Annotated in this window: 28 protein-coding genes; 11 read left to right on the top strand and 17 right to left on the bottom strand. The window is 69.0% G+C overall.

Going from position 1 to position 25493, the window contains the following annotated elements:
- Nucleotides 1-4: 4 nt before the first annotated feature.
- From NL126_RS06490 to NL126_RS06480, 3 genes are read right to left on the bottom strand one after another with little or no spacing between them, the layout of a single operon-like run.
- Nucleotides 5-556: a poly(R)-hydroxyalkanoic acid synthase subunit PhaE gene (locus NL126_RS06490; protein ID WP_255198111.1), complete on the bottom strand. Its 552-nt coding sequence runs from the start codon at nucleotides 554-556 to the stop codon at nucleotides 5-7.
- 44 nt (nucleotides 557-600) lie between these two features.
- Complete coding sequence (locus tag NL126_RS06485) at nucleotides 601-1251, bottom strand: hypothetical protein (protein ID WP_255198110.1); 651 nt, start codon at nucleotides 1249-1251, stop codon at nucleotides 601-603.
- A complete protein-coding gene (locus NL126_RS06480) occupies nucleotides 1244-1561 on the bottom strand; it encodes an AbrB/MazE/SpoVT family DNA-binding domain-containing protein (RefSeq protein WP_255198109.1) in 318 nt (105 codons plus the stop codon). The genes NL126_RS06485 and NL126_RS06480 overlap by 8 nt, the downstream gene beginning before the upstream one ends.
- A gap of 135 nt (nucleotides 1562-1696) precedes the next feature.
- Here NL126_RS06480 and NL126_RS06475 point away from each other — a divergent pair, with 135 nt between their 5' ends.
- The gene (locus tag NL126_RS06475; RefSeq protein ID WP_255198108.1) at nucleotides 1697-2317 is read left to right on the top strand and encodes a MaoC family dehydratase; all 621 of its coding nucleotides are present in this window, start codon (nucleotides 1697-1699) and stop codon (nucleotides 2315-2317) included.
- Here the strand turns inward: NL126_RS06475 and NL126_RS06470 are convergent.
- The 5 genes from NL126_RS06470 to NL126_RS06450 form a co-directional block, all read right to left on the bottom strand.
- A complete protein-coding gene (locus NL126_RS06470; RefSeq protein WP_255198107.1) occupies nucleotides 2314-3171 on the bottom strand; it encodes an alpha/beta fold hydrolase in 858 nt (285 codons plus the stop codon). The two genes, NL126_RS06475 and NL126_RS06470, sit on opposite strands and share 4 nt — an antisense overlap.
- A gap of 52 nt (nucleotides 3172-3223) precedes the next feature.
- Complete coding sequence (locus tag NL126_RS06465; RefSeq protein WP_255198106.1) at nucleotides 3224-4495, bottom strand: oxidoreductase; 1272 nt, start codon at nucleotides 4493-4495, stop codon at nucleotides 3224-3226.
- 58 nt (nucleotides 4496-4553) lie between these two features.
- Nucleotides 4554-5057 (bottom strand): KEOPS complex subunit Cgi121, encoded by a 504-nt coding sequence (gene cgi121, locus NL126_RS06460; protein ID WP_255198105.1) that lies wholly within the window; start codon nucleotides 5055-5057, stop codon nucleotides 4554-4556.
- Entirely contained in the window at nucleotides 5057-7339 is a 2283-nt protein-coding gene (locus tag NL126_RS06455; RefSeq protein ID WP_255198104.1) for an ATP-dependent DNA helicase, read from the bottom strand. The genes cgi121 and NL126_RS06455 overlap by 1 nt, the downstream gene beginning before the upstream one ends.
- A 64-nt stretch (nucleotides 7340-7403) precedes the next feature.
- On the bottom strand, nucleotides 7404-7829 hold the full coding sequence (locus NL126_RS06450) for a hypothetical protein (RefSeq protein ID WP_255198103.1): 426 nt from the start codon (nucleotides 7827-7829) through the stop codon (nucleotides 7404-7406).
- A gap of 115 nt (nucleotides 7830-7944) precedes the next feature.
- On the opposite strand from NL126_RS06450, the gene NL126_RS06445 reads away from it, so the two are divergent.
- Complete coding sequence (locus NL126_RS06445; RefSeq protein WP_255198102.1) at nucleotides 7945-8190, top strand: ferredoxin; 246 nt, start codon at nucleotides 7945-7947, stop codon at nucleotides 8188-8190.
- 285 nt (nucleotides 8191-8475) lie between these two features.
- On the opposite strand, the gene mdh is transcribed toward NL126_RS06445, so the two are convergent.
- Nucleotides 8476-9390: a malate dehydrogenase gene (mdh, locus tag NL126_RS06440; protein ID WP_255198101.1), complete on the bottom strand. Its 915-nt coding sequence runs from the start codon at nucleotides 9388-9390 to the stop codon at nucleotides 8476-8478.
- Nucleotides 9391-9494: 104 nt separating this feature from the next.
- Here mdh and NL126_RS06435 point away from each other — a divergent pair, with 104 nt between their 5' ends.
- A complete protein-coding gene (locus tag NL126_RS06435) occupies nucleotides 9495-9644 on the top strand; it encodes a hypothetical protein (protein ID WP_255198100.1) in 150 nt (49 codons plus the stop codon).
- A gap of 192 nt (nucleotides 9645-9836) precedes the next feature.
- Here NL126_RS06435 and NL126_RS06430 read toward each other — a convergent pair whose 3' ends face one another.
- Nucleotides 9837-10733, bottom strand: coding sequence for a DUF3267 domain-containing protein (locus tag NL126_RS06430; RefSeq protein ID WP_255198099.1), 897 nt, complete (start codon nucleotides 10731-10733; stop codon nucleotides 9837-9839).
- A gap of 144 nt (nucleotides 10734-10877) precedes the next feature.
- Between NL126_RS06430 and NL126_RS06425 the strand changes: the two genes are divergently transcribed.
- A complete protein-coding gene (locus tag NL126_RS06425) occupies nucleotides 10878-12158 on the top strand; it encodes an MFS transporter (protein WP_255198098.1) in 1281 nt (426 codons plus the stop codon).
- Here the strand turns inward: NL126_RS06425 and NL126_RS06420 are convergent.
- The 3 genes from NL126_RS06420 to NL126_RS06410 all read right to left on the bottom strand — a co-directional run bounded on the left by NL126_RS06420 (nucleotide 12128) and on the right by NL126_RS06410 (nucleotide 15513).
- Nucleotides 12128-13330 (bottom strand): metal-dependent hydrolase family protein, encoded by a 1203-nt coding sequence (locus NL126_RS06420; protein WP_255198097.1) that lies wholly within the window; start codon nucleotides 13328-13330, stop codon nucleotides 12128-12130. The genes NL126_RS06425 and NL126_RS06420 overlap by 31 nt on opposite strands.
- Before the next feature lie 64 nt (nucleotides 13331-13394).
- Nucleotides 13395-14387: a class I SAM-dependent methyltransferase gene (locus NL126_RS06415; protein ID WP_255198096.1), complete on the bottom strand. Its 993-nt coding sequence runs from the start codon at nucleotides 14385-14387 to the stop codon at nucleotides 13395-13397.
- On the bottom strand, nucleotides 14380-15513 hold the full coding sequence (locus NL126_RS06410; RefSeq protein WP_255198095.1) for a 60S ribosomal export protein NMD3: 1134 nt from the start codon (nucleotides 15511-15513) through the stop codon (nucleotides 14380-14382). Before NL126_RS06410 ends, NL126_RS06415 begins: the two co-directional genes overlap by 8 nt.
- 114 nt (nucleotides 15514-15627) lie before the next feature.
- Here NL126_RS06410 and htpX point away from each other — a divergent pair, with 114 nt between their 5' ends.
- From htpX to radA, 5 genes are all read left to right on the top strand, one after another.
- A complete protein-coding gene (htpX, locus tag NL126_RS06405; RefSeq protein WP_255198094.1) occupies nucleotides 15628-16509 on the top strand; it encodes a zinc metalloprotease HtpX in 882 nt (293 codons plus the stop codon).
- Between the two features lie 41 nt (nucleotides 16510-16550).
- Nucleotides 16551-17774, top strand: a complete 1224-nt coding sequence (locus NL126_RS06400; protein WP_255198093.1) for an outer membrane protein assembly factor BamB family protein — start codon at nucleotides 16551-16553, stop codon at nucleotides 17772-17774.
- Nucleotides 17771-18331: a twin-arginine translocation signal domain-containing protein gene (locus NL126_RS06395; RefSeq protein WP_255198092.1), complete on the top strand. Its 561-nt coding sequence runs from the start codon at nucleotides 17771-17773 to the stop codon at nucleotides 18329-18331. The genes NL126_RS06400 and NL126_RS06395 overlap by 4 nt, the downstream gene beginning before the upstream one ends.
- 42 nt (nucleotides 18332-18373) lie before the next feature.
- Nucleotides 18374-19000: a PspA-associated protein PspAB gene (pspAB, locus tag NL126_RS06390; protein WP_255198091.1), complete on the top strand. Its 627-nt coding sequence runs from the start codon at nucleotides 18374-18376 to the stop codon at nucleotides 18998-19000.
- Between the two features lie 103 nt (nucleotides 19001-19103).
- On the top strand, nucleotides 19104-20138 hold the full coding sequence (radA, locus tag NL126_RS06385) for a DNA repair and recombination protein RadA (protein ID WP_255198090.1): 1035 nt from the start codon (nucleotides 19104-19106) through the stop codon (nucleotides 20136-20138).
- Between the two features lie 18 nt (nucleotides 20139-20156).
- On the opposite strand, the gene NL126_RS06380 is transcribed toward radA, so the two are convergent.
- The 4 genes from NL126_RS06380 to NL126_RS06365 all read right to left on the bottom strand — a co-directional run bounded on the left by NL126_RS06380 (nucleotide 20157) and on the right by NL126_RS06365 (nucleotide 23113).
- Entirely contained in the window at nucleotides 20157-20855 is a 699-nt protein-coding gene (locus NL126_RS06380; protein WP_255198089.1) for a HalOD1 output domain-containing protein, read from the bottom strand.
- A gap of 89 nt (nucleotides 20856-20944) precedes the next feature.
- Complete coding sequence (locus NL126_RS06375) at nucleotides 20945-21892, bottom strand: ABC transporter permease subunit (protein WP_255198088.1); 948 nt, start codon at nucleotides 21890-21892, stop codon at nucleotides 20945-20947.
- Nucleotides 21889-22797 carry an ABC transporter ATP-binding protein gene (locus NL126_RS06370; RefSeq protein ID WP_255198087.1) on the bottom strand — a complete coding sequence of 303 codons (909 nt, stop codon included), beginning with the start codon at nucleotides 22795-22797 and terminating at the stop codon, nucleotides 21889-21891. The genes NL126_RS06375 and NL126_RS06370 overlap by 4 nt, the downstream gene beginning before the upstream one ends.
- A 58-nt stretch (nucleotides 22798-22855) precedes the next feature.
- Nucleotides 22856-23113, bottom strand: a complete 258-nt coding sequence (locus NL126_RS06365; RefSeq protein ID WP_255198086.1) for a DUF7967 family protein — start codon at nucleotides 23111-23113, stop codon at nucleotides 22856-22858.
- Nucleotides 23114-23183: 70 nt separating this feature from the next.
- On the opposite strand from NL126_RS06365, the gene NL126_RS06360 reads away from it, so the two are divergent.
- Together NL126_RS06360 and NL126_RS06355 are read left to right on the top strand one after the other, a co-directional pair.
- Nucleotides 23184-23726: a hypothetical protein gene (locus NL126_RS06360; protein WP_255198085.1), complete on the top strand. Its 543-nt coding sequence runs from the start codon at nucleotides 23184-23186 to the stop codon at nucleotides 23724-23726.
- A gap of 27 nt (nucleotides 23727-23753) precedes the next feature.
- On the top strand, nucleotides 23754-25487 hold the full coding sequence (locus tag NL126_RS06355; protein ID WP_255198084.1) for an excinuclease ABC subunit C: 1734 nt from the start codon (nucleotides 23754-23756) through the stop codon (nucleotides 25485-25487).
- The last annotated feature ends 6 nt before the right edge of the window (nucleotides 25488-25493 follow it).

The following is a 25493-nucleotide window of genomic DNA, read 5'->3' as shown; positions in this document are numbered from 1 at the left end:
GGCGCTACTCCGCCTCCAGCAGGTCGATGACGCGGTCGAGCTTCTGCTCGACATCGTGCTGGCGGCGCTCCAGCTCGATGAGGCGCGCGCCGACCTCGTCGACGTCCTCGCGGGTCGGCAGGCCCATCCGCGTGAGGTTGTCCTGCGTCAGCTCCTCCATGTCGGCCTGGAGCTCCATCATCTGCTCGACGGCGTCGCCAGTCATCGCGGCGAACGCGGCGGTGTCCATCACCTCCTTGAACGCCTCGTTGGCGCTCTGGAGCCAGATGTCGCGGAACTCGGTCGTGCCGACGTCCTTGTCCTCGGCAGCGTCGGTGAGCCGCTCGAACGTCTGGTCGGCGGCGTCCATCCAGACGCGGTAGGCGGCGTTGTACGACTCGAACGCCTCGCCCAGTTCGTCCTGTTCGGGCATCGAGTCGGCCATCTGCTTCGACCAGGACTCCATGAAGGCGCTCTGGGCCTCCATGTTCTGCTCGACGGACCGCGAGACTGCTTCGTTCATGTTCTCTACCATCTGTGCCCAGGGGTTCCGGGGCTCGTCGTTCGTGTCGCTCATTGTGATGTAGCTACAGTGTACAGGGTGTTAAAGGTCGGTCGCGCTTACGCGTCGAGCTGCTCGCGCGTGCGGTCCTGCATCTCCGCGACGCGCTGCTGGGTCTCTTCGAGCTGGTGCTGGAACTGCTCGAACTGTTCCTGCAGCTGGGTCTGGACGCGCTCGGACTGCTCGTCGAACCGCTCGGCGAGCATGTCGCTCTGTTCTTCCATGCGGGCTTCGAGCTGCTCGTAGCCCTCGGCGACCTGATCGAACGACTCGACGGTGCGGCCCTCGAACTCCTCGTGGGTGGCGACGACGGCGTCGAGCTGCTCGCGGAGCGTCTCGAGGAACTCCTCGCTCAGCTCGTCGTACTGATCGGCGCCCTCCTGGGCGCTCTGCTCGACCTGGTCGAACGCCTCGGTGTGTGCTTCGTCGACCTGCCCGAAGGCGTCGTCGACGGAGTCACGGACCTGGTCGAGCGACGCGCCCGTCCCGGGCATCGTCGCCTCGACGGCGTCGAGGTACTGGTGGATGGCGTCCTGCGTGAGCTTGACGCCGCGCTTCTGGGCGTCCTCGGTGGAGTCGAACGCGTCGAGCATCGCGCCGTTGAGGCGCTTCTGGAACTCGATGGAGCTCTCGACGGCCTGCTGGCTCTGTTTGAGGGTGGTCCGTTGCAGTTCGAATGCCGCTGTGATGGGGGACGTGTAGTCAGTCATCGTTGGAATCTCCGCGCTTTCGTTTGACCGGGACGACGACCGTCTGGACGATGTCGCCCTCCTCGATGTCGAGCGCCTCGCGCTCGGCGTCGGGAATCGAGATGCGACCGCCGCTCTGTACACGGGTCTTGAACGTCGCCATGTGGCTCATCGCGCCCAGCTGGCTGCCGAGCGAGTTCGCGGCGTTCGTCGAGGTGCCGAGCATCTGCTGAAGGAGCTGCTGTTGCTGCTCCGTCGCCTGTTCGGTCGCGGCCTGCAGCGCCCGAAGCGGGTTCGCGGCCCAAATCGGGCTCTCGTTGTCGTCGCTCATCCGATACACTACAATCTCCACGCCGACCATTAAGGGTTGCGGATAAAACCACCAAATACCATCTGTTACCAAATGATGTCTCATACCCCCGTGATACCAGCACGCTTTTACTATGAGAGTGCTTACGGGTGGCACATGAGTTCGCACACCCCGTCGATGTTCGACCTCTGGTCGAAGTCGTCAGTACGGGCGTTCGACGCCGCCATCGAGGCGAATCGAGCGATGGCGGCCGCGTTCGGCGTCTCCGTTCCCGACCCCACCTCGACAGCCGACTCGGAGCCGGAGTCGGTCTCCGTCGAAGACCGGCTCGAACCGGCCGAGAACCTCCCCGAGTGGGACGTGGAACTCCAGGCCGGCGAGGAGCTCGGCGTCGGTGACTTCGTCCGGTTCACCAAGACGCTCGACGAGCGCGACGTCGAGCGGTTCGCCGCCGCCTCGGGCGACACGAACCCCATTCACCTGGACGAGGAGTGGGCCGAAGAGACCCGCTTCTCCGGCCGCATCGTCCACGGGACCCTCGCCGCCGGGCTCATCTCTGCCGCGCTCGCGCGGCTCCCGGGCGGCGTCATCTACCTCTCACAGGACGTCGAGTTCCAGGCGCCTGTCCGCATCGGCGACCGCATCACCGCCGAGGTGGAGATCGTCGAGGACCTCGGCGGCGGCCGCTTCCGGCTCCGCACGACGGTCGTCGACGACGAGGAGTCGACGGTCATCGACGGGGAGGCCGTCGTCCTCATCGACGACGTGCCGAACTAGGCGAGGAACGCCGCAACGCGCTCGTTGAACGCCGCCGGCTGTTCTCGGGGGAGCCAGTGACCCACACCATCGAACAGCGCCAGCTCCGCGTCGGTCGCCTCGGCCGCACGTCGTGACCACCGCGACGGGATGAGCGGGTCGGCGGTGCCGTGGACGAACAGCGTCTCGGCGTCCAGCTCGTCGAGTCGGTCGCGATAGTCGGTTTTCAGCCCCGTCGCGCGGAACTCCGACCGCTGCCACGAAGCGACCGCTCGGCCGACCTTCCGCTCCTGGATCGCCTGGTACACGTCCTCGACGAGTTCGGCCGACGGGGCGCCGCCGGTGAGCGCGTCGAGGTGGGTCCGGACCGTGGTCCGGGTCGCTCCGACCGTCTGCCACCACGCGCTGTGCGCGAACGGCGTTCTGAGGAGTGCCCACGCGGAGGGTCGCCAGCCGGCGTCGCCGCCGAGCCCGTAGCTGTCGACGAGCACCAGTTTCTCCACGGGGTTGTCGAGCGCGTGGCCGAGCGCCACACAGCCCCCCATCGAGATGCCGACGAGCGCCGCGTCGTGGAGGTCGAGGGCGTCGAGGAACGCCTCGAGTGTCGCCCGGAAGAGCGCCGTCGTGTACCGCCGCGAGGAGTGCCCGCTCTCGCCGTGGCCCGGGAAGTCGAGTGCGTACACCGTGTGGGTCTCGGCGAGCGCCGGCAGCGTGTGTCGCCACGATACGTCGCTGGCATCGAGTCCGATGCCGTGGAGCAGGACCATCGGTGGCCCCTCGCCCGCGACCAGATACCGAACGGTCACCTCGTCGGTCCCCCCGCGACCGTCGGGCAGCGGGAGCCCGACGGTTCGCGACGAGGCGCGTACATCCATACGTCCGCTCTGGAGGCCACACGCATAACCCCGTCCCTCCAGGAAGATGGTGTCAGTCGTACTCGCCGGCCTGCTCGCGCCGCGCGCGTTCGCGGACGACGCTCGGAGTCCGGCACCGCCCCTCGGCGCCCGTGACCTGTGGGACGGTGCAGTTGTTACACGACGCACAGAGCGCTCCCGCGTCCTCGTCGCCGAGGAGTCGTTTTCCGAGTCGTGGCTCGGCGTAGAACGGCCGGGCCATCCCTACGAGGTCGCAGGCGTCGCCGAGCAGCCGGTCGCAGTCGACGCGCTCGCGGAGCCCGCCCTCACAGAAGACCGGCACGTCCACGCGCTCGCGGACGAGCCGGCAGAACGCCGCGTTCCAGCCCGGTTCGCGCTCGAAGCGCAGCGACTGCCAGCGGTTCAGGAGCGCGACGAGCCGCCAGTAGGGCCCCCACGCCTCCTGGTAGCCGGCTCGCAGGCCGTCGTCGGCCCACGCTCGTGCCGGGTAGGCCCCCCGGACGATGCTCATGTCCCAGAACGTCGACACCTCGACGGGAACGAGCCCGTCGTAGCCGTACGCCGCGAGCCGCGCACAGATGTCGACCGCTTCGTCGCGTTCGAGCCGTCGCCGGACCCACCTCGGGGCCTGGGTCTCGGCGGGCACCTTCGTCACCAGCGGCACGTCCCCGGCGTGGTCGCGAATCGAGTCGTGGACGAGTTCGAGAAACCGCACGCCGTCCGAGAACGCGTCGTCACGGCGGTTGAACTGCGGCGAGAGGAACTGCTGGACGATGCCCATGTTCGCGCCCGAGAGGTGGATGCCGTCGTAGCCCGCGTCGACCGCGAGGCCCGCGGCCCGGCCGAATGCCTCGGCCAGGTCCTCGACCTCGGCAGTCGAGAGGACGTGCGCGTCGAGCGAGAGCAGCCCCACACGGTCGAGCGCCCGGACGGTCGCCGGTGGCCGGGAGACGGCGAGCTGGCCACCCTCGTGGCCGTAGCCGCGGTGCCACAGCGACCGGCTCCGAAGGCCGCCGTGGGCGAGCTGGAGGAAGATGCGCCCGCCGTGGTCGTGGACGGTACCGGTGAGCCGTTCGAGGGCCGCGACGAACGCCGGGTCGTGGACGCGCGTCATGTTCGGCACCGCACAGCCCCCCTCCTCGGTGACGATGCTCGCGCCCTGGAAGACGAGGCCGACGCCCGAGGCCGCAGCGGGTTCGAGTTCGTGAATCAAGCGGTCGACCGCGCCCTCGCCGGTGCCGGCACACTCCAGTAGAGGGGCGCGATACAGCCGGTTCGGGAGGGGACAGCCGCCGACGGTCACGGGGTCGTCCAGTACGACCATGACCGGGGGTTCTCCGCCGACCGGCAAGACTCCTCCCCCGGCTGGCGGGGCGGCCGCGCTACCGCTCGACGACCAGCAGCGCGACCCGCTCCAGAACGAGGTCCTCGAGGGTCGCGTCCGTCGCCGCGAGTTCGGCGTCGCCGACCTCGAAGAACTCGCGGACGCGTTCCTCGTCGTACGCCCCGAGCGTCTCCGCGGGCGCGAGCAGGTCGGTGACAGCCTCGCTCGCGGCCCGTTCGTCGCCGTCTCCGTCCCCGTCGTCGTCAACGAGAACCACGACCGGCGTCTCGCCCTCGTCGACGCCCAGCTCCAGCGCCCGGGTGATCTGTCGGCGCCCCGCGGCGTACAGCAGTATCTCGACTGCACGGTCGCGTGCGATGGCCTCGCCGCGCGCTCGTTCGCGGTCCGCGAGTTCGACCGCGCGTTCGAGGTGCCGTCGGGAGACGACGTAGCGGGCGTCGAACGCCTGGACCGTGACGCCGTGGTCGGCCGCGATGTCCGCGAGCGTCGCCACGAACTCGTCGACGTCGTCGACCGTCGCGGTGCCCTCGACCAGCTCCATCAGAAGTCACCCAGGCTCGACTGGTCGTCGTCCGAGTCGTCGTGTCTCGGCTCCGCCACGTCGTCGGGAGCGGCGTCCGGGTCGGGCGTCACGTCGTCCATCTCGGGGTGCTGGTGACCCGCGTTCGCGAGGACGGTCTCGGCCGTCTTCGGGCGGTTCCGGAGCGCGGCGAGCACGACGGACTTGTCCGCGTTTCTGAGTTCTGAACGCGTTCCGATGCCCGCCTCGAACAGCCGACGGGCGCGCTTTCGGCCGACGCCCCTGACTCCCGCGAGGTCGATGAGTTCGTCGCGGACGCCGTACTCGACGCGCTTCTTCGCTTCGCGGACCGAGGCCGCCGACCCGAGCCCGAGTTCGCCCGCGAGCGACTCCGCCGCACCCAGCAACCACTCCGCCGTGTCGACCTTCCCGCGGATGTCGCCGGGGCCGACGCCGTAGCGCTCGGTGATGCGGTCCTCGTCGGTCTCGTTCGCCCAGTCTTCGAGCAGCATGGCGGTCTTGAGCGCCGAGAGCCAGTCGTCGAACCGCGACTCCTCGAACTCGGAGGGGGCGTCGCCCAGGAGTTCGCCCTCGCGCTCGTACGCCTCCATCGTGAACTCCTCGCGCTCGCCGCTTCGGAGGTAGAGCTGGTACATGTCGGGGGTGCGGCAGACGAGGTGGTAGAGCCCGAGCGCCGACGGTGTCTCCGCCTGCTGGAGGCCGTCGATGATGGTCGCGGCGCTCATCGGGTCGAGGTAGAGTCTGGAGACGGTGTGGCCGAGCCCGGTCGCCTTCAGCCGCCCACTCTCCGTCTCCTCGATGAAGTCGTTCACTTCGAGGTAGCGGAGCATGTCGTCCATCACCTGCTCCAGCCGGCCGCTCTCGTTGGTCTGCGTCGCGTAGAGCGTCTGTTCGAGGAAGTCGACGAGCGTCTCGCGGGAGTCGGCGAACCCGGAGGCGATGGTCGCGAGCAGGTGGGTCCGCATCGCCGGCTCCGCCGCGAGCTTCGAGCGGACGGGCTCGGGTTCCGCCCAGACGTAGCGTTCGAACAGCTCGTCGAGTTCGTCGTGGCTGTTCGCGAGCAGGACGGCCTCGCCGTAGGGGTCGAGCCCCGGTCGTCCCGCGCGACCCATCATCTGGTGGACTTCGAGCACGGAGAGGGGCTGCATCCCGCCGGCGTCGCCCGAGTAGCGCCGCCAGTCGCGGACCACCACCCGGCGAGAGGGCGTGTTCACGCCCGCGGCGAGGGTGGGGGTCGCACAGACGCACTTCACGAGCCGGTCGCGGAACGCTTCTTCGACGAGTTCGCGGTGTTGCGAGGCGAGTCCCGCGTGGTGGAAGGCCGCGCCCTTCTCGACGGCGTCCGCGAGGTCGTCGCTCGTCTCGGTGTCGGAGACCCCACGAATCTCCTCGGCGACCTCGGCGAGCGCCGCGAGTTCGTCGCCAGCGAGGTGTGGCGAGGTGACGTTCGCGAGCCGTTTGGCTGCGGCCTCGGCGTTCCGGCGGGAGTTGACGAACACGAGCGTCGAGCCGCCCGCCTCGACGACGTTGCCCTCGGCGTCCACGTCGTCGGTGAGCGTGTCGCGGACGATGGCCGCCGTGGGCTTCTCCGAGGATTTGACGCGCAACTCCTCCTGTGTGCCGTCGTCGAAGTGGAGCGCCTGGCCGTAGTGGACGCCCTTTCGGAGGTCGATGGGGCGCCACGCGCTGTCGACGAGCGCGGCGTCGAGCCAGTCGGCGAGCTCGTCGGCGTTGCCGATCGTTGCAGAGAGCGCGACGACCTGCAGGTTCGGATTTCGGCCCCGGAGTTTGGCGAGCGTGACCTCCAACGTGGGTCCTCGATTCCGGTCGTCGACGAGGTGGACCTCGTCCGCGACGACGCAGTCGAGCTGGTCGATCCACGGCGCGCCGTTTCTGACCAGGGAGTCGACCTTCTCGCTGGTGGCGACGATGACGTCCTTCTGGGCGAGCCACTCTCCGTCGGAGTCGTAGTTGCCGGTCGAAACGCCCACGCTCAGGCCGTACTGCTCGAACGCCTCGAACTCGGCCTTCTTCTCGGAGGCGAGCGCGCGCAGGGGAACGATGTAGAGGGCCTTGCCGCCGCGGGCGACGGCCGAGAACATCGCGAGTTCGGCGATGAGCGTCTTGCCCGACGCCGTCGGAATCGACGCGACGAGCGACTCGCCTTCGGTGACGCCGGCCTCGACCGCCTCGCCCTGCGGCGGGTACAGCGATTCGATTCCCTCGTCCCGGAGGTGCTGGGGCAACCACTCCGGGACGGCGGGCACGTCGAACACGTCCATTGGAGTCGGGTAGCGCCCCTTCGTTTTTAAATGGTCGCTCCCCGCGGCGGAACTGGTCGTCGGGTCAGTCCACGAGTTCGGCGCCCGTGAGGTCCGCGATCTGGGAACTGGGGAGGACGCTCCCACCTGCGGCCCAGTTGCCGTCGTCGACCTCGTTGACGATGACCCACGCCGCGAAGGGGTTGTAGTCGGGGTCGACGGCCTGAATGGCCTCGTCGGCGAGTTCGACGAACCGCTGTTTGCCGGCGTCGTCCACCAGCCCCTCGGCGAGGTGCGCGCGCAGGAGGTACGTCGGGCCCTCTGCCGGGGCGCCGCCGACGCGCCACTCGCGGTCCTCGAAGCTGTCCACGAGCGTCCACGTCAGCGACTTCGCGCGGTCGAGGTCCGTCCCCTCGGCCTCGCTCGCGGCGCGGGTGAGTTCGGTCGTCAACTCCTCGATTGCAGCGTCGTCGAGTCGGCCCTCGCGGAGCTTCAGTTCGAGCAGTGGCATGCGTAGGTGTGACACGTCCCGTGGCTTGACCCTACCGCCGCGTATCGACGGTGTCCCTGCCGTCGTGTATCGACAGTGTCGCCAACCCTTTGGTCGGTCGCTGCTGACGGTGCGTATGCGCATCGAGTACGACCGGGACACCTGTATCGGGATGTTCCAGTGCGTCGCGGAGTGGGACGCCTTCGAGCGAGACGAGTCAGCAGGGAAGGCCGTCTTGGCCGACAGCGAGGAGGTCGAAGCGGACCTGTTCGTCCGCGAGGTGCCCGCCGACGCCGAGCTCGACGCGAAGTTCGCGGCGCGGTCGTGCCCCGTCGACGCTATCCGCATCCTCGACGACGACGGCGAGCAGCTCATCCCCTGAACGCCCGACAGCGGCGGGCTCGCCGCGGTTCGACACAATCGTTATATATCTCGATGGTGACCCTACCGAGTGACGCCATGTCACGAAGTCAGGGGACACACGTCGAGGAGTGGGCCGGGTTCACCGACGCCCGCCTGCCCGACGACGTCACGACCGAGCGGACCCACGACGACGAGTGACCGATCGCGCCGCGAGTACGCGGTGGACCGGCTGTTCGGCGTGCGACCTGTACGACCGGGAGCCGTGGCTGGCGGCCGTGGGCACGAAAGAAGGGAGATGGGTCGCTTACGAGATCTTGTCGTACTGCTCGGAGAGCTTGTCGGCGGCGTCGTCCATCAGCTCCTGCTCGTAGTCGTCGAGGTCCCACTCGACGACCTCCTCGATGCCGTTCGCGCCGAGCTTGACCGGGACGCCGAACGCGGTGTCGTCGTAGCCGAACTCGCCATCCAGAACGAGCGAGCCGGGAAGCACCTCGCCCGTATCGCGAAGCACGGCCTCGACCATGTGGGCCACGCCGGTCGCCGGGCCCCACTGGGTCGCGCCCTTCCGTGAGATGACGTCCATCGCGGACTCCTGCAGGTCACCCAGAATCTCCTCCTTCTCGCCGTCGGAGAACTCGGGGTCGGCGCCGTCGACGCGGACCTTCGAGAACACGGGGACCTGTGCGTCGCCGTGCTCGCCGAGAATCGTGGCCTCGACGTTCTGGACCGGGACGTCGAACCGCTCGGAGAGGACGTAGCGGAACCGCGCGGAGTCGAGGCGGCCGCCGAAGCCGATGACCTTGTGGCGGTCGCGGTCGCCGGCCTCGTAGAGGTGCCGGTTCAGCAGGTCCACGGGGTTCGAGGTCGTGATGGAGACGAAGTCGTCGTTGTACTCGGCCAGCGAGGAGCCGATGTCCTCCATGATGGGCGCGTTGTCGCCCGCGAGGTCGATACGGGTCTGGCCCTCCTTCCGGGGGATGCCCGCCGTGATGACGACCACGTCGGAGCCCTCGGTCGCCGAGTAGTCGCCCTGCACGACTCGGGTGTTCGAGTCGTAGGCGATGCCGTGGTTCGTGTCCGCCGCCTGCCCGATGGTCTTCTCCTCCATCTTCGGGATGTCGACGAACACGAGTTCGTCCGCGATGTCGCGGAGCGCGATGTTGTAGCCGGCCGCGGCACCGACGGTCCCCGCCGCGCCGATGATGCTAACCTTCGTCATAGTCGTTTTGAGGGTCCGGGCGTCACCGATTAAAGACTTCGAAACGCCCGCTTCTCGCCGGCCACGCCGTCATGGATTTGTCGGTTCGTGACGTATAGTGCCGTATGGCAAATCGACACTACCGGTGTAACCTGTGTGGGCGCGATTTCGACGCGCACGACCAGTTGAAGACGCACACCGAGCGACGGCATCCGAAAGCCGACGTACACTGGTGGGTCGTCGCCGAGGAGCCGGGATCGTTACCGTTCGAGTAGAGCGAGGGCGAGCGTAGCGAGGCCAAGGAAAATCGAGCGGTGACCGGAGGGAACCGCGAGTAGCGCGTGGTCGAGCGTAGCGAGCCCTCGAAACGAGCGGGAGCGAACGCAGTGAGCGACACGCGAGTCGCGCGTGGCAGCCGTGTCGGTCGCCGTTCCCCAGCGTCGGCGGTCGCTACTCCGTGTGGCGGGTCACGGGGTGTGGACGCTGGGGCGCGTCCCCCGCCGATAGCTTCGGGCGAAGGCGTACACGAGGCCCAGCAGGGCGCCGAGGCTGAGGATTCCGGGCCCGACGCTGATGGAGATCTCCTCGGGGGTGTTGACGAACGCGAACAAGTACGTGAGCTTCCCCGGCGTGCCGACGGTGAGCGACTCGACGCCGAGTGCCGACAGCACGAACGGACCGACGACCGCCAGCAGGACGAACACCGCAAACAGGGCCACCGCCGCGCCAGAGAGCGCGTCCCAGACGAGCGACGTGATCGACAGCGAGCGCGGGCGGTCGGTCTCCCGGCCGAGGATTCTGACGCCGCTCTCGTGGTCGACGATCCGCACGTGTGCAGGGTAGCCCAGCGCCATCAGCGTCATCCAGACGTCGGCGACCGCGCCGGCGGCATTCAGCGCCAACGGGACGACGAGCCAGCCCCACTCGAAGACGAGCATCAGCGGGACCCCCACGGCTGTCATCACCACCAGGGGAGTCAGCAGGACGACGACGAACTGGTTGCGGGTGAACTCGTGGTCGGTCGTCGCGTACGCGTAGGGCAGCACGAAGTGCGCGACGCCGACGCCGTAGCGTGGTTCGCCGCCGTAGTATCGGATGGCGAGCCCGTGCAACCACTCGTGTGGGACGAGGATGACCGTCCCGAGGAACACGAGCACCAGGACGTTCACCGGCGTCGCCAGCCAACCGAACGACGCCGGCGCGAACTGCAAGCTCACGGGGTCGCCGGTGCCGAGCTGATAGATGGCGCTGAACCCCACCCAGCCGACGAGCATCCCCAGGGTGCCGATCGCTAGCATCTGGATGGTGAGCCCCCGCGTGAGCTCGAGGTCGGCGAGGACGCGGTCGGAGGTGACTCCGCTCATGATAACGTGTCTGCGGACTGGTGGATAACAGTTTGCCTTGGCAACCGGGTCGCGGACGTGCCCCGTCTCCCGAGGGATGGTCGCCACCCCATCTCGCTATGCCCCGAAGCCAACCCTTTTCGCGGCCCGACGACGACACCGACTGTGAACGTTCGCGACCCCACGACCCGGCGCTGGCTCCTCTTTGGGGTGCTCGCCGCCGCGTACGTGTTGGTCGCCATCTACCGCCTCTCGACGGCCGTCCTCGCCGACCGGCTCGCCGCCGACTTCGCCGCGACCGGGGCAGAACTCGGGGTGCTCCACTCGTCGTTCTTCGTCGTCTACGCCGCCCTCCAGATCCCGGCGGGCGCGCTCGCCGACCGCGCGGGGGCGCGCTGGAGCGTCGCCGCCGGCACCGCCATCATGTCGGTCGGTGGGCTGGTGTTCGCACTCGCCCCGTCGTTCGCCGTCGCGTTCCTCGCCCGGGGGCTCGTCGGACTCGGCGGCTCGTTCCTGTTCATCGCCATCCTCCGGTTCGCCGCCAACTGGTTTCGCCCCTCGGAGTTCGGGCGCCTGTCGGGGCTGACCATCGCCATCGCCGGGCTCGGGAGCGTGCTGGCGACCACGCCGCTCGCCGTGGTCGTCGCGGCTGCCGGCTGGCGCGAGACGGTCGCCGGGCTCGCAGTCGTCGGGTTCCTGCTCGCGGCGCTCGTCGCGGTGTTCGTCCGGGACTCGCCGGCCGACGCGGGGCTCCAGCCCGTCGGTGGGGTCCCGACGCCGAGCCAGCCGTCACTTCGCGGCGTCGTGCGCAACGCCCGCCGGGTGTTCGACGAGCCCGAGACGTGGCTCGCGGGCGCCGTGCTGTTCGCCGGCACGGGCATCAACATCACCGTGTTCGGGCTGTGGGGCGTCCCCTACGTCGTCCAGACGTACGGCGTGAGTGTCACGCGCGCGTCGCTGTTCACGCTCGCCGGGAGCGCGGGCATCCTGTTCGGGCCACCGACCATCGGCGCGCTCTCCGACCGGCTCGGCACCCGGACGCCGCTCATCGTCGCGGGCATCGCCGTCTACACGAGCGTCTTCACCCTGCTCGCGGTGGTCGGTCGGCCGCCGCTCCCGCTCGTCGGCGTCGTGTTCTTCCTCGCCGGGACGCTCACCGGAACGTTCGCGCTCACCTACTCCGTCGTCAAGGAGCGGCACGACGCGGGTGCGTCGGGCGTTTCGACCGGTACCGTCAACACGGTCGGGTTCGCCGGTGCCGCGATTCTCCCGCCGGCGATGGGGCTCGTCCTCGACCGCTACGCCACCGGGCGGACCATCGGCGGCGCGACAGTCTACTCGGTGACGGGCTACCGGGTCGCGTTCGGGCTCGCGGCGGCGGTCGCGCTGGTCGGGTTCGGCTGTGCGGTCGTGCTCTACTGGCGGACGCGCTCGCCCTTGCGGTAAACTTCTCGAACGTCGCGCAACGCCCCGAGATCGTCGCGCGGGTCGCCACCCAGTACGAGGAAGTCCGCGTAGTTCCCGGCTTCGAGCCCGCCGACCGAGTCGTCGGGAACCGTTCGCCCGGCGACGGTCGTCGCGCTCGCGATGGCGTCCGCGACCGACAGTCCCACCTCCTCGACCAGTAGCTCCAGTTCGAGCGCGTTCTCGCCGTGCGGGACGAGGTCGGGGCCGATGAAGTCCGTTCCCGTTGCGATGGGCACGCCCGCCTCGATGGCGCGCTCGACCGAGTCGAGGTGTGCCTCCCGCGCCTCCCGTGCCTTCTGCAGCCCGTGCTCGGGGACGCCGTGGTCGGCGCCCGCGGTGACGATGCGGTGCATGATGGCGAGCGTCGGGACGAACGTCGCCTCTCGTTCCAAAAACAGGTCGAGACACTCGTCGTCCAGATGAAAGCCGTGCTCGATGGTGTCGACGCCGTTCTCGAGGGCGCGTTTGACCCCGGCGGCGCCCTGCGCGTGGCTGGCGACGGGCATTCCGACCCGGTGGGCCTCCTCCACCATCGCCGCGACCTCGCTGTCGGTGAACTGCGCTTGCGTCGGCGAGTCCTTCTCCGAGAGGACGCCCCCGGTGGTCATGATCTTCAGCACGTCCGCGCCCTGCCGCGCGCGTTTTCGGGCGACTCTCCGGCACTCGTCTTCGCCGTCAGCGAGTTCGGAGATGCCCGCGCCGTCTTTCACCCACTCGCGGGGGAGCATGTGGAGGTCACCGTGTCCGCCGGTCTGTGAAATCGAGAGGCCGGCGGCGAACACGCGCGGCCCCGGCACCTCCTCGGCGGCGATGGCGTCGCGCACCCCGATGGCGACGTTCGAGCCCACGTCCCGGACGGTCGTGAACCCCGCGTCGAGGAGGCGTTCGGCGTCCGCGACGGCCCGCGCTGCCGAGAGCGCCGTGTCGTCCGCGACCCAGTCCATCGGGTCCATCGAGCGCGCGCCCTTCAGGTGGAGGTGCGCGTCGACGAAGCCGGGGGTGACGACCTCGGCAGCGAGGTCGAGCCGGTCGCCGGTCGCTTCGACGGCGTCCTGTGGTCCTGATTCGAGCACGCGGCCGTCCTCGATGGCGATGCGGCCGTCGGCGACGACGTCCGTCCCCGTGAACAGCGTTCCGCAGTCGACGTACATGGCTCCGAGTGCGACGCCCGTCGGCAAAAACCTCGGCCGCCCCGTGTGTCGGTCGCTCCGCGAGTCAGTCGACCCGCGCGTCGACGACGACGTGTTTCACTCCTGGGGCGTGGGTCTTCACGACTCGGCGGTCCAGTATCTCGGCGGTGCGTCCGTGGTCGGCCGCGGCGGTCTCGATGCGTCCGACGGGGCGGTCCCACAGCTCCGGGTCGGGCGTGGTCTCGTGGAGGTGGAGCGTTCCACCCGAAACGAGGGCGTCGAGCGCCGCATCGAGAAACTGGTAGCTCTCGTAGTAGCCCATCACCACGCGGTCGGCGGTCGCGTCCACGTCCCGGCAGTCGGCGCGGAACGCCGAGACGCGCTCCTGGACGCCGTTGAGCACGGCGTTCTCGACGAGGTAGCGATACGCCTCGGGGTTGATTTCGGCGGCCGTCACCGCGGCGCCGGCGCGGGCCATCGGGAGCGTGAAGTAGCCGATGCCGGCGAACATATCGAACACGCGCTCGTCCGCGTCGACGACCTCGCCCATCCGGGCGCGTTCGGCCTGGTTTCCGGGCGAGAACATCACCCGAGAGAGGTCCATCGCGTACTTCGTGCCGTGTTCGGTGTGGACGACCTCGGTGTCGCCGACGCCTGCGATGACCTCGACGTCTGGTTCCCGCTGGCGCCCCGAGATACCCCGGTGGAGGAGGACGGTGTCGGCGTTGCCGTGGAGGTCGAGCAGGGCGTCGCCGACGGCGGACTGGTCGGGAAACCCGGTGTCGTCCACGACAATACAGCTCCCCAGCACCGCCCACGACGACGGCACCTGTTCGAGGTCGGCGTCGTCCCAGCCCCGTGCGGCGAGCAAATCACGGAGGTCGCGGTTTCTGGCTGGGAGGTCGGTCTCGACCACGCGCCCCTCGACAGTCTCGGGTCGCGCGGTCACCGGGATGGCGATGCCCTCCTCGAAGGGTTCGACCGAGCGCGAGGGGTCGTACACCCCCTCCGTTTCGAGTGCGTCGATGGCGGCCTGGGTGGCCTGCATGTCGACGACGACCGCCAATCCCTCAGGCATCGGCGTGGCTCTCCGGGCGCTCGTCGGGCAGGACGTGGAGGCCGGCACGCGAGCGCAGCACGCGCACCTCGTCGGCGTCGGGGTCCATGTAGTCCGGGCGGGGGATAGTCTTCGTCTCGAACGTCTCCGGGTCGAGCACCTGCACCGCCCGGTCGTCCTCGATGGCGACGAGCGTGGTGGGCTGGCCGTCGTCCCAGTTGCCGAGTTTGCGGGCGTCGGGGGCGATGCCCTCCTCGTGGCTCGCCTCGTACCGCTCGCCCGTCTCGACGCGCGTCCCCTTCAGGTTCCCGTGCGCGCTCGTCACGATGACGGGGCCGTCGCCGTCGTCGAGGTCGATGACGTCGCCGGGGGTGAACTCCGGGAGGCGCGCGACGAACGTGACGCGATAGACCTCGTTGCCGTCGCCGTCCTCGGTGACGAGCGTCTCGGCCGCCGAGACGTTCCCGCCGAACTCCCGGACGATGCGGTGGGCGATGGCCTCGCCCATCTGGTTCGCCGAGATCTTCATGTTCAGGCCGTCGGGGCCGCGCTTCGCGCTCGTGATGAACGCGTTGCGATCGCCCGTCGCCTCGCGCTCGGCGATGTACTCCTCGGCGATGGTCTCCGCGCGGTCCATCTCCTCGGTCGTGGGGGTTCGGTTCGCGCCCCGAACCTGCACGAGACTCGCCCAGTAGTCGCCCGCGATGCGGCCACAGCGGTCGCAGGTCTGCCGCGCGATGTAGACGGGCACGGTGACCTCCTCCTGCAGCGGGGTGTCGCGGATGAGCCCCGTGAAGAGGGTGTGCATCCGGATGGTGTTCTGGTCGACCTGCTCGGGCTCGACCCCCCACGACACCTCGCGGGCGTCGACGTGGACGCCGAGCGCCTCGGCGGTCTCTTCGACCGCGATGTCGGTGTAGTCCTGGGCGCCCACGTCCACCCAGCGGTTGCCGCGGTGGACCGCACCGCACTGCGAGCAGACCTTCACCTCGATGCGGTCGGGGGCGTCGACGAGTTCGAAGTCCTCGAAGTAGCAGGAATCACAGAGGGTGGCGTCTCTGCCTGCGGGCGACCCGGGGAGGTCGGCGTCGGGTGGGCGTTCGACGGGGTCGCCACACCGGGGACAGAACTGCCGTGACTCACTCATTGGGTAGTGTTCGTGCGTTCTCGCGTTTAAACTGCACGTCGTTGGTCCCGCCGGGCGCCCGTGGCCGCCGCGGCTCCCCGGGAGGCCTATATTCCTTCATCACCCAGTATGCGTATGGAATGGAAACCGGACTGGGGGCTCCGTGGCAGGATGTTCTTCACCATGTTCCTCCTGTTTGCCCTCTACATCGTGTTCGTCGGGGTGATGGCCGTGTTCTTCTCGAACAACATCTTCCCCATCCTCGTCGTGATGACGCTGTTCCTCGGCGCGCAGTTCTTCTTCTCGGACAAGCTCGCGCTCTACTCGATGGGGGCGAAGGAGGTCTCGGAGGAGGAGTACCCACAACTGCACGCGATGGTCTCGCGGCTCTCCCAGCAGGCCGACCTCCCGAAACCCAAGATCGCCGTGGCTGACTCGCGGATGCCGAACGCGTTCGCGACCGGCCGCTCGAAAAAGAGCTCGGCGGTGGCCGTCACGACCGGCATCATGAACACCCTCACAGAAGAGGAACTGGAGGGGGTCATCGCCCACGAACTCGCGCACATCAAGAACCGCGACGTGGCGGTCATGACCATCGCGTCGTTCCTCTCCACCATCGCGTTCCTTATCGTCCGCTGGGGCTGGTTCTTCGGCGGCGGCCGGGGGCGCAACGGGAACCAGGCGCCGGTCATCGTCGCCATCCTCGCCTCGCTGGTGGTGTGGATAATCTCGTTCCTGCTCATCCGGGCGCTCTCGCGGTACCGCGAGTTCACCGCCGACCGCGGCGGGGCGGTCATCACCGGGAAGCCGTCGGCGCTCGCGTCCGCGCTCCTGAAGATCTCGGGGCGCATGGACCAGGTTCCGAAGGAGGACATGCGCGAGCAGGCGGAGATGAACGCGTTCTTCATCATCCCCATCCGCTCGGGGTTCGTCGGCCGGCTGTTCTCGACGCACCCCACGACCGAGAAGCGGGTCGAGAAGCTCCGCGAGCTCGAACGCGAACTGGAGACGCAGTAGGCGGCACAAGAGCTTTTCCCGCGGACCGAGACGCACGAGCGATGCCCTCCAGACGAGCCCTCCTCTCTACCGTCGGTGCCGCGAGCGTCGCGCTCGCGGGCTGTGCGGCCTCGGCGACCCGGCGCGTCACCGGCCGGTGGCCGCAGTTCGGCCGGACCGCCGCCAACAGCGGCACCACCGCCGCCCACGGCCCCGTCGAGACGGTCGAACAGCGGTGGCGTGCGGACCTGAACTTCCCGCTGCGACAGTCACCGGTCGTCGCCGACGGCCGAGTGTTCCTCGGCGGCCGCGACCGGTTCGTCGCGTTCGACGCGGCGACCGGCGACGAAGCGTGGCGGCAGTCGCTCCCCGAGCGACAGTACGTCGACACCACTGCCGCGGTGGGCGACGGGACGGTCGTCGTCCCGATGGAGGACGTGCTCCGCGCGTTCGACGCCGTCTCCGGCGAGCCGCTGTGGACGACGCGGCCGGGGGACGAAGTCGCCGCGCCGACGCTCCACGACGGGACACTCTACCTCGAAATCGGCGAGACGGGCCACGTCGAGGCCCGGTCGCTCGCCGACGGCTCGCGGCTGTGGAGCACACGCGTCGGCGAGTGGGGGCCCGGCCCAGTCGCCGTCGCCAGCGACACGGTACTCGCCCCGGGCGGGCGGCGCGACGCCCCCGGTCGACTCGTTGGCCTCGATGTCGCGACGGGCGAGAAGCGGTGGTCACGCACGTTCGACCCGGAGACGGACACCGAGGACCGCGTCGACGGCGACCCGACCGGGGTGAGCGCCGCCGGGGGCCGAGCGTACGTCGGCCTCGACGACGGCTCCGTCCACGCCGTCCGGGTACGCGACGGCGAACCGGTCTGGCGGTTCGACCCCGGAACGACGCTCACGAGCGACGAAGATGGCGGTAGTGCCCTGTACGGCGACCCGGGGCCGCGCCAACCGGCTGTCCGCGCGCCACCAGCCGTCGGCGACGACCGGGTGTACGTCGCGCACGGTGACGGTCGCCTGTACGCCCTCGACACGTCAGGTGAGGTCCAGTGGTCGTTCTGGGCGTGGAACGCCCTCACCACCCAACCGGCCGTGGCCGACGGTGCCGTCTACGCCGGCTGTGTGGACAATTTCCTCTACGCGCTCGACCCCACCTCTGGCGAGCGGCTGTGGGAGTTCGCCACCCAGGGCCGCATCGAGGGCCCACCAGCCGTCGTCGATGGGCACGTGTTTGTCGCGTCGAGTGACAACCGGCTCTACGCGCTCGGAGGGGAGCGATGAGACGCCGCGACCTCCTGCGCGCAGCGGGCGCTGTGGGCGCGACGGCGCTTGCGGGCTGTACGTTCGGGCAGTCGGGGCTCGTCGACACCCGTATCGACCTCGACTTCGAGCCACGGCGACAGCGTCGGCCGCGGCCCATCGTCGTCTCGTGGGACGACGACGCCGGTGCGGTGTTCGTCCAGGGGTTCATGTACTACGGGTCGAGCAGCTGCAACCGCATCGGCGTCACCGAGGTGCGGTACGACGCCGAGGCAGACACGCTCTACACGACGCTCAACTCCGTCGAGAAGGGGTGGTTCCCGAATCTCGGGTGTACGGCGGACATGGCCGCGAGCCACTACCAGGTTCGGTTCCGCTTTGCCGACAGCCTGCCCGAGACGGTCGTCGTCCGCGAGGACGGCTCCGGCGCGAACGACGAGCGCACCGTCGTCCGCAGCGAGCAGGAACGACTGTGTACGACCGACCACCCCGAGGGCTCCGAGGCCGCGGCGAAGGCCCACTGGACCTGCCCCGAGAAGTACCTCCGCGCGTCGGTCTCGGTGGACAGCGAGGAGTGACCCGACCACACCGCTTTAGCGGCCCCCGCCCCCACTACCGGTATGGGTATTCTCGACTCGCTGCGTGAGGCGCTCGGCATGGCTGCGGAGGCCGACGCGACGCGCGCGGCCGACCCCGAAGACCTGTTCGGGCTCTCGACGGCGTACGTCACGATGGAGGCGGAACTCGACTACGTTCCAGGAGACGAAGCCGCCCTCTGCTTCTCGGGGGTGGACTCCACCGCGTTCGCCGCCGCCCGCGACGAGGTCGACGCCGTCCTCCACGCCGGAAAAGACGAGACGGGCACGCAGTTCGAGTTCCGGACGGACGCCCACGGCTACGACTGGGTCGTCCTCGCGGACGACGACTTCGAGGACCTCGTGACGGGGGTGCATTTCGCCGCGGACACGATGATCGAGGCGGGGTTCGGCTCGCGACTGCTGGCGGCGGTCTTCGCGTTCGAGCAGACGCGCACCGGTGCGCCGCTCTACTGGATCTACTCCTTCCGCCGGGGCAGCTACTACCCGTTCGCCCCGAAGACGGGCCGCGAGCGTGACTCGACCGCCGAGTTCAAACTGGAGTCCGTGATGGACGGCGAACTCTCGGTCGAACAGGACAAGGCCTACTGGTACCCGCTGTGGCCCGAGGGCGACGCCCGACCGTGGGGGTCGCCGTTGGCTTCCGGGTAAAACCTGTCGTCAGACGTTCGAGTCGCCACCGTCCAGCCTGGCGATTACACTTTCACAACGCTGTTAACGAGGCTTTATACTGGGTGCCGCACAACGACCGTCCATGGCAGCCAAACCTGACCTCGAGGACCTCCCCGGTGTGGGACCGGCCACGGCGGACAAGCTCAAGGACAACGGCTACGACTCCTACCAGTCCATCGCGGTCGCCTCCCCCGGCGAGCTCTCCAACAAGGCCGACGTCGGCGAGTCCTCGGCGGCGGACATCATCAACGCCGCGCGCGAAGCCGCGGACATCGGCGGCTTCGAGACCGGCTCGGACGTGCTCGCGCGACGCGAACGCATCGGGAAGCTCAAGTGGCTCATCCCGGAGATCGACGACCTCCTCGGTGGCGGTGTCGAGACCCAGTCCATCACCGAGGTGTACGGTGAGTTCGGCGCGGGCAAGTCGCAGATCACCCACCAGCTCTCGATCAACGTCCAGCTCCCGCCCGAAGCCGGCGGCCTCGGCGGCCGCTGTATCTTCATCGACTCGGAGGACACGTTCCGCCCCGAGCGCATCGACGAGATGGTCCGTGGCTGGGACGACGAGGTCATCGAGGCCGCGCTCGAACAGCGCGAGATCGAGGGGAGTGCCGGCGACGAGGAGGCACTGGAGGCGCTCGTCGCGGACGTGCTCGACAAGATTCACGTCGCGAAGGCGTTCAACTCCAACCACCAGATCCTCCTCGCGGAGAAGGCCCAGGAGATCGCCAAGGAGTACGAGGACGACGACTACCCCGTCCGCCTGCTCTGTGTCGACTCGCTGACCGCCCACTTCCGCGCGGAGTACGTGGGTCGTGGTGAACTCGCCAACCGCCAGCAGAAGCTCAACAAGCACCTCCACGACCTCGATCGCGTCGGCAACCTGTTCAACGCGGCGGTCGTCGTCACGAACCAGGTCCAGTCGAACCCGGACGCGTTCTTCGGCGACCCCACCAAACCCATCGGTGGGAACATCCTCGGCCACAAGTCGACGTTCCGGATGTACCTGAAGAAGTCGAAGGGCGACAAGCGTATCGTGAAGCTCGTGGACGCGCCGAACCTCCCCGACGGCGAGGGGATCATGCGTGTCCAGAACGAGGGACTGAAGCCGGAGTAACTCGCGTCGCGCCGGAACTTATTCTTCGTCGAGCGGTCTGAGGGCGATGACGCCCTCGTTCGTGACCAGCAGTTCGTGGCCGGCCCACTCGAAGTGGACCTCCATGTGCTCCTCGCGTGCCCGGCGGCCGTCGATGGTCAGCGGTGCCAGCAGGTCCGTCACCGCGTCCGTGTCGATGCTCTCGAACAGCGGCGGGACGGTCTCGGCGTCCAGCCCGGTGTGGGCCGTCACCGCCTCGACGAGACGGGTGCTGAGGTCGACGCGCGCGTCCCAGTCGTGGCGGGCGACGACCGTCCAGCCTCCCTCGAGCGTGTACAGCGGCTCTCCGTCGCCGTCGAGGACGCTCTCGACGCGGCGAATCAGTTCACCGACCGCGTCGTTCCCCTTTCGAACGTAGCCGGCGGCGGAGACGGCTTCGGCGGTCTCCCGGACGGCGTCCCACTCCGACCCCGTGAAGAGGACGATGGGGACCGACTCGTCGAGGTCGCGGACGCGCTCGACGAACGGCGTGCCGTCGGCCATCCGGATGCTGTCGCTGACGACGCAGTCCACGGTGGTGGACGAGAGTGCTTCGAGCGCGCTCTCCGGATTGTCATGGTCGAGGATGTGGACGTTCGGGGCCGCGTGTTCCATCGAGGACGCCCCAACGTCGAGAACGTCGTGGTCGTCGTCAACGTGCAGTACTACCCGTTGGCTCTGTACACCTGTCGGAATCAACGTGCGCTGCCGGACGTTATTCTCGGTATTAGCTGTTTAGGTCGTTCTAGAGTGCTGAAACGGTTGGTTTGGGGTACTGAACTGGTTAGTTAGAGGTCAGCACGCTGGAACGTCAGGTAGCCCAGCACGACCGGGACAGCGATCCACAGCAGGAGGTAGACGACGAGGGCGCCGTCGGTGAGGTAGATGGGGACCTCGCCGAGCTGCTGGGCGATGAACTGCCCCTGCAGGCCGCCGACGAGGCTGACCCGGGCGGCCAGCTCTCCCTGCCCGAGGCTGGCGACGAGCGACTGGTAGGTCGCCACCGGGTTGAGGTGCTTGACGACGAGGAACACCTTGACGAGCGCGGTGTTCCCGAGGTCGGTGTTGTTCGACACCTCGCGGACGATGGCGTTCGCGAACTGCCCCCACAGCAGGGTGAACAGCGCGTAGAGCCCCACAACGGTGATGACCGCGCGCCGGCTCGTGGGTGCGGCGGCGCTCACGCCCACGGAGAGGGCGACGAACACGACGCCGATGAACGCCGTCGCGAGCGCGAACAGCGCGAAGTTGACGGCGTTGAACGTCACCCCGAGGATGGGGAAGACGGGTGCGGCCACCAGGAAGCCCAGCAGGACGGGCGCGGCGACGACGGCGCTGCGGCCGGCGACTTTCCCGAGCACCACGTCGAGCCGCGAGTGCGGGAGCGCGAGCAGGAGCTTCAGGGTGCCCGACTCGCGCTCGCCGACGAGCGCGGCGTACGCGACGACGATTCCCGTGAGGGGAATCAGCAGGCGGGTCACCTGCGTCAGCGCGTCGAGGAACGCGTCGGAGGTGAGCCCTTCGCGAATCTGCTGGGCTGCCTGCGCCTGCGAGGCGTTCGAGCTGTTGGCGACCGCGTCGAGCTGCTGGCTGACCTGATCGGCGAAGAAGAACGCAGACGCCGCGAAGAACACGACGAACACGGTGGTGAGGACGAGCAGCGCCCGCGAGCGGATGGCGTCCTGGAAGTCCTTCTTCGCGACGGCTTCGACGGAGTCGAGGTCGAGTTGGCTCATTCGCGACCCTCCGTGTACGCGGCGAACAGGTCTTCGAGCGACGCCTCGCGCGTGGTGAAGTCCTGCACGTCGGCGCCCGCCGATTCGAGCGCGTCGAGTGCGGCCATCTTCACGTCGCCCTCACAGGAGACGACGACGGTCGCCCCGTCGGCACGGGCCTCCGAGACGCCCTCGACGGCGCGAACAGCGTCGAGCGCCTCGTCGGTCACGTCGCTGGCTTCGATTTCGAGCGTGGTCTCGGCGCCGCTCTTCGCGCGCAGGCCCTCGATGGAGTCGACGGCGACGAGTTCGCCCTCGCGGAGGATGCCGACGCGGTCGCAGACCGACTCCACCTGTCCGAGGATATGGGATGAAAAGAACACGGTCGCGCCCCGGTCGGCCTCCTCGCGGACGATGGTGCGCATCTCGCGGGCGCCGTTGGGGTCGAGTCCGGTGGAGGGCTCGTCGAGGATGAGCAGGTCCGGCTCGCCCACGAGCGCCATCGCGAGCGCGAGTCGCTGGGTCATCCCCTTCGAGAAGCCGCCGGCCTTCCGGGCTTTGGCGTCTTCGAGGCCGACCCGTTCGAGGAGCGCGTCGGGGTCGTCGTCCGCGCCCTTCGACTCGACGGCGAACGCGACGTGCTGTCTGGCGGTGAGCCGCTCGTAGGTGTCGAACCCTTCGGGGAGTACGCCCGTCCGGCGACGGACGGCGACGCTCTCGGTCTGGGCGTCGTGGCCGAGCACCCGAACCTCGCCGCTGGTCGGTCGGACGAAATCGAGGAGCGTGTTGATAGTCGTCGACTTCCCCGCCCCGTTCGGGCCGAGGAAGCCGAACACCTCGCCCTCTTCGACGGTCATGTCGAGCCCCTGGAGGGCGGTCACGTCACCGAACCGCTTGGTGACGTCCGACAACTCGATGGCTGTCATGGGCGCGGCTTTGCCTCCCTCTCGTAAAGAGGTTTAGAAGCCGCCCCGGCCAGAAACCCTATATCTCGTCGTCGGGCGCGTGGTCCTCGCGCACCCGCTCGACCTCCGTCCGGTAGCGCTCGCGCGTGTCGTCGTCGACGGGTTCGAGATCGGCGTCGTCGACCTGTTTCGCGGCCGTCACCGTGACGTTGCCGTGGGCGATGGCCGTCATCGGGATCTCCTTCGTGTGTGCGCGCTCGCCGTCGGGCGTCGCGTAGACGAGCGTCACGAGGTCCCGGTCGCTGTACGAGCGTTCGACCAGCCAGCACTGGGGCATGGCCCCACGTTCGGCTACGCGTGCTTGTAGGTGGCGAAGCTTCACGGTCCCTCACCGCGAGTCGTCGTTCGTGTCAGGCATCGACATCGACGCCCAGTTGCTCGCAGGCGAACAGCGACGCGACGAACTCCTCGTCGATGCGGTCCGGCTCGTCCGCACGAGCCACCGCCTGCTGGTCGTTCAGCCCGATGCAGACCCCCGGTTCCGCGCCGTCGAGTTGCCGAACGTCCGCGGCGTCGGCCGCGCTACCGATGCGCCAGGGTGGGCGCTCTCGTGGGCGGTCCAGGCCCTCGTCGTCGGGGTCGTGTTCGCGGCCGGCGGCCTGTTCGTCCCGGTCGATACTCTGGGTGCGGACGTCACCGCCCCACAGGGGACGGGCCTCGACTCCACGCTCCAGACGGCCCAGCAACTGTTCGCGCTCGCCGCGCTCCTCGACGAGGCGCTGCTCGTCCTCGGCGCGGTGTGCGTCGTCGCCGGCGTCGCGCTCGCCGGCTGGTATCTGGTCGAGCGCGAGCGCCGGGTGGTCGTCGAGGTGTCCGGTGGCGACCCGGTCCTCCTCCCCGGCGACGCCGAGACGGTGGAGCGGGTTCGGGCGTTCCTCGCGGAAGCCTGAAGCCGCCGAGTTGCCTAGCCCGGGGTGATGGATCCGGCCGGCGTCCGTGCCCGCGCGAACGACCTCCCCCGCAAGCCCGGCGTCTACCAGTTCGAGCGCGCCGATGGAACCGTCCTCTACGTCGGGAAGGCCGTCGAGTTGCGTGCCCGCGTCCGCTCGTACGCGGACCCGCGGGGCGAGCGCATCCGGCGGATGGTGGCGAAGGCGGACCGCATCGACTTCTCCGTCACCGAGACCGAGACGCAGGCCCTCCTGCTCGAAGCGAACCTCGTCAAGCGGTTCCAGCCGCGGTACAACGTCCGGCTGAAAGACGACAAGTCGTACCCGATGGTCCAGCTCACGGCTCACACGTATCCGCGAATCGAGATTACCCGCGACCCTGCCGACGGCGCGACCGTCTTCGGCCCGTACACGAACAAGGGGCGCGTCGAGACGGTCGTCAAAGCCCTGCGCGAGACGTTCGGCGTCCGGGGCTGTTCGGACCACAAGTTCTCGAACCGCGACCGGCCGTGTCTCGACTACGAGGTGGGCATCTGTACGGCGCCGTGTGTCGACTACATCGACGAGGCGGGCTACCTCGCCGACGTGGAGAGCGTGCGGCGGTTCCTCGACGGCGAGACGGGCGTCCTCGCGGACCCGATGGCGGCCACGATGGACGACGCCGCCGAGCACCAGGAGTTCGAGCGGGCGGCGAACCTCCGAGATCGCCTCGAAGCGGTCGAGTCGTTCCACGGTGGCGGGGCCGCGGCGATTCAGGGCCACGAGGAGCAGTCGGTGGACGTACTCGGCGTCGCCATCGAAGGGGGCGACGCGACGGTCGCGCGCCTCAAGAGCGAACGCGGGAAACTCGTCGACCGCGAGCGGTACGCGGTGAGCGCACCGGACGACGAGGACAGAGTCGCGGCCCTGCTCTCGGCGTTCCTCCCGCAGTTCTACGCCGAGCGCGAGCTTCCCGATGCGGTGCTGCTCTCCGAACGCCCGGACGACCCGGACGTGACCGACTGGCTCGAGTCTGAGGGGGTTGCGGTCCGGGTGCCGGGTGCCGGTCGCGAAGCCACGCTCGTCGACCTCGCGCTGAAGAACGCCCGCCGGCAGGTCGGTCGGCGCGACGAGACCGCCGCACTCGCGGCCGAACTCGGCCTCGACCGCGCCGAGCGCATCGAGGGGTTCGACGTGAGCCACGCGCACGGGAAGGCCGTCGTCGGCTCGGACGTCTGCTTCGTGGGGGGTGACGCCCGGAAATCCGACTACCGCCGGAAGAAACTCGAGGACGTGAACGACGACTACGCGAACATGCGCGACCTCGTACGGTGGCGCGCGCTGCGGGCGGTCGAGGACCGCGACGACCGCCCGGCCCCCGACCTGTTGCTCATCGACGGCGGCGAGGGACAGCTCCGCGCCGCGCAGGACGCGCTCGACGAGGTGGGCTGGGACGTTCCTGCCGTGGCGCTCGCCAAACAGGAGGAACTGGTCGTCACGGCCGACGGCGTGCGCGATTGGCCGGACGACGCCCCGCACCTCCACCTGCTCCAGCGGGTGCGCGACGAGGCCCACCGGTTTGCCGTGCAGTACCACCAGCAGGTGCGCGACGAGGTGTCGACGACGCTCGACGACCTGCCCGGCGTCGGTCCCGAACTGCGCAAGCGGCTGCTCCGGCGGTTCGGGAGCGTCGACGGGGTGCGCGGCGCGAGCGTCGCGGAACTGGCGGAAGTGGACGGCGTCGGCGAGGCGACGGCTGAGACCATCGCCTCGCGGTTGTGAGCGACC

It is taken from the genome of Halorarius litoreus, from assembly GCF_024362405.1.
Taxonomy (GTDB): domain Archaea; phylum Halobacteriota; class Halobacteria; order Halobacteriales; family Haloarculaceae; genus Halorarius; species Halorarius litoreus.
This window is presented reverse-complemented; position numbering and strand designations above follow the sequence as displayed.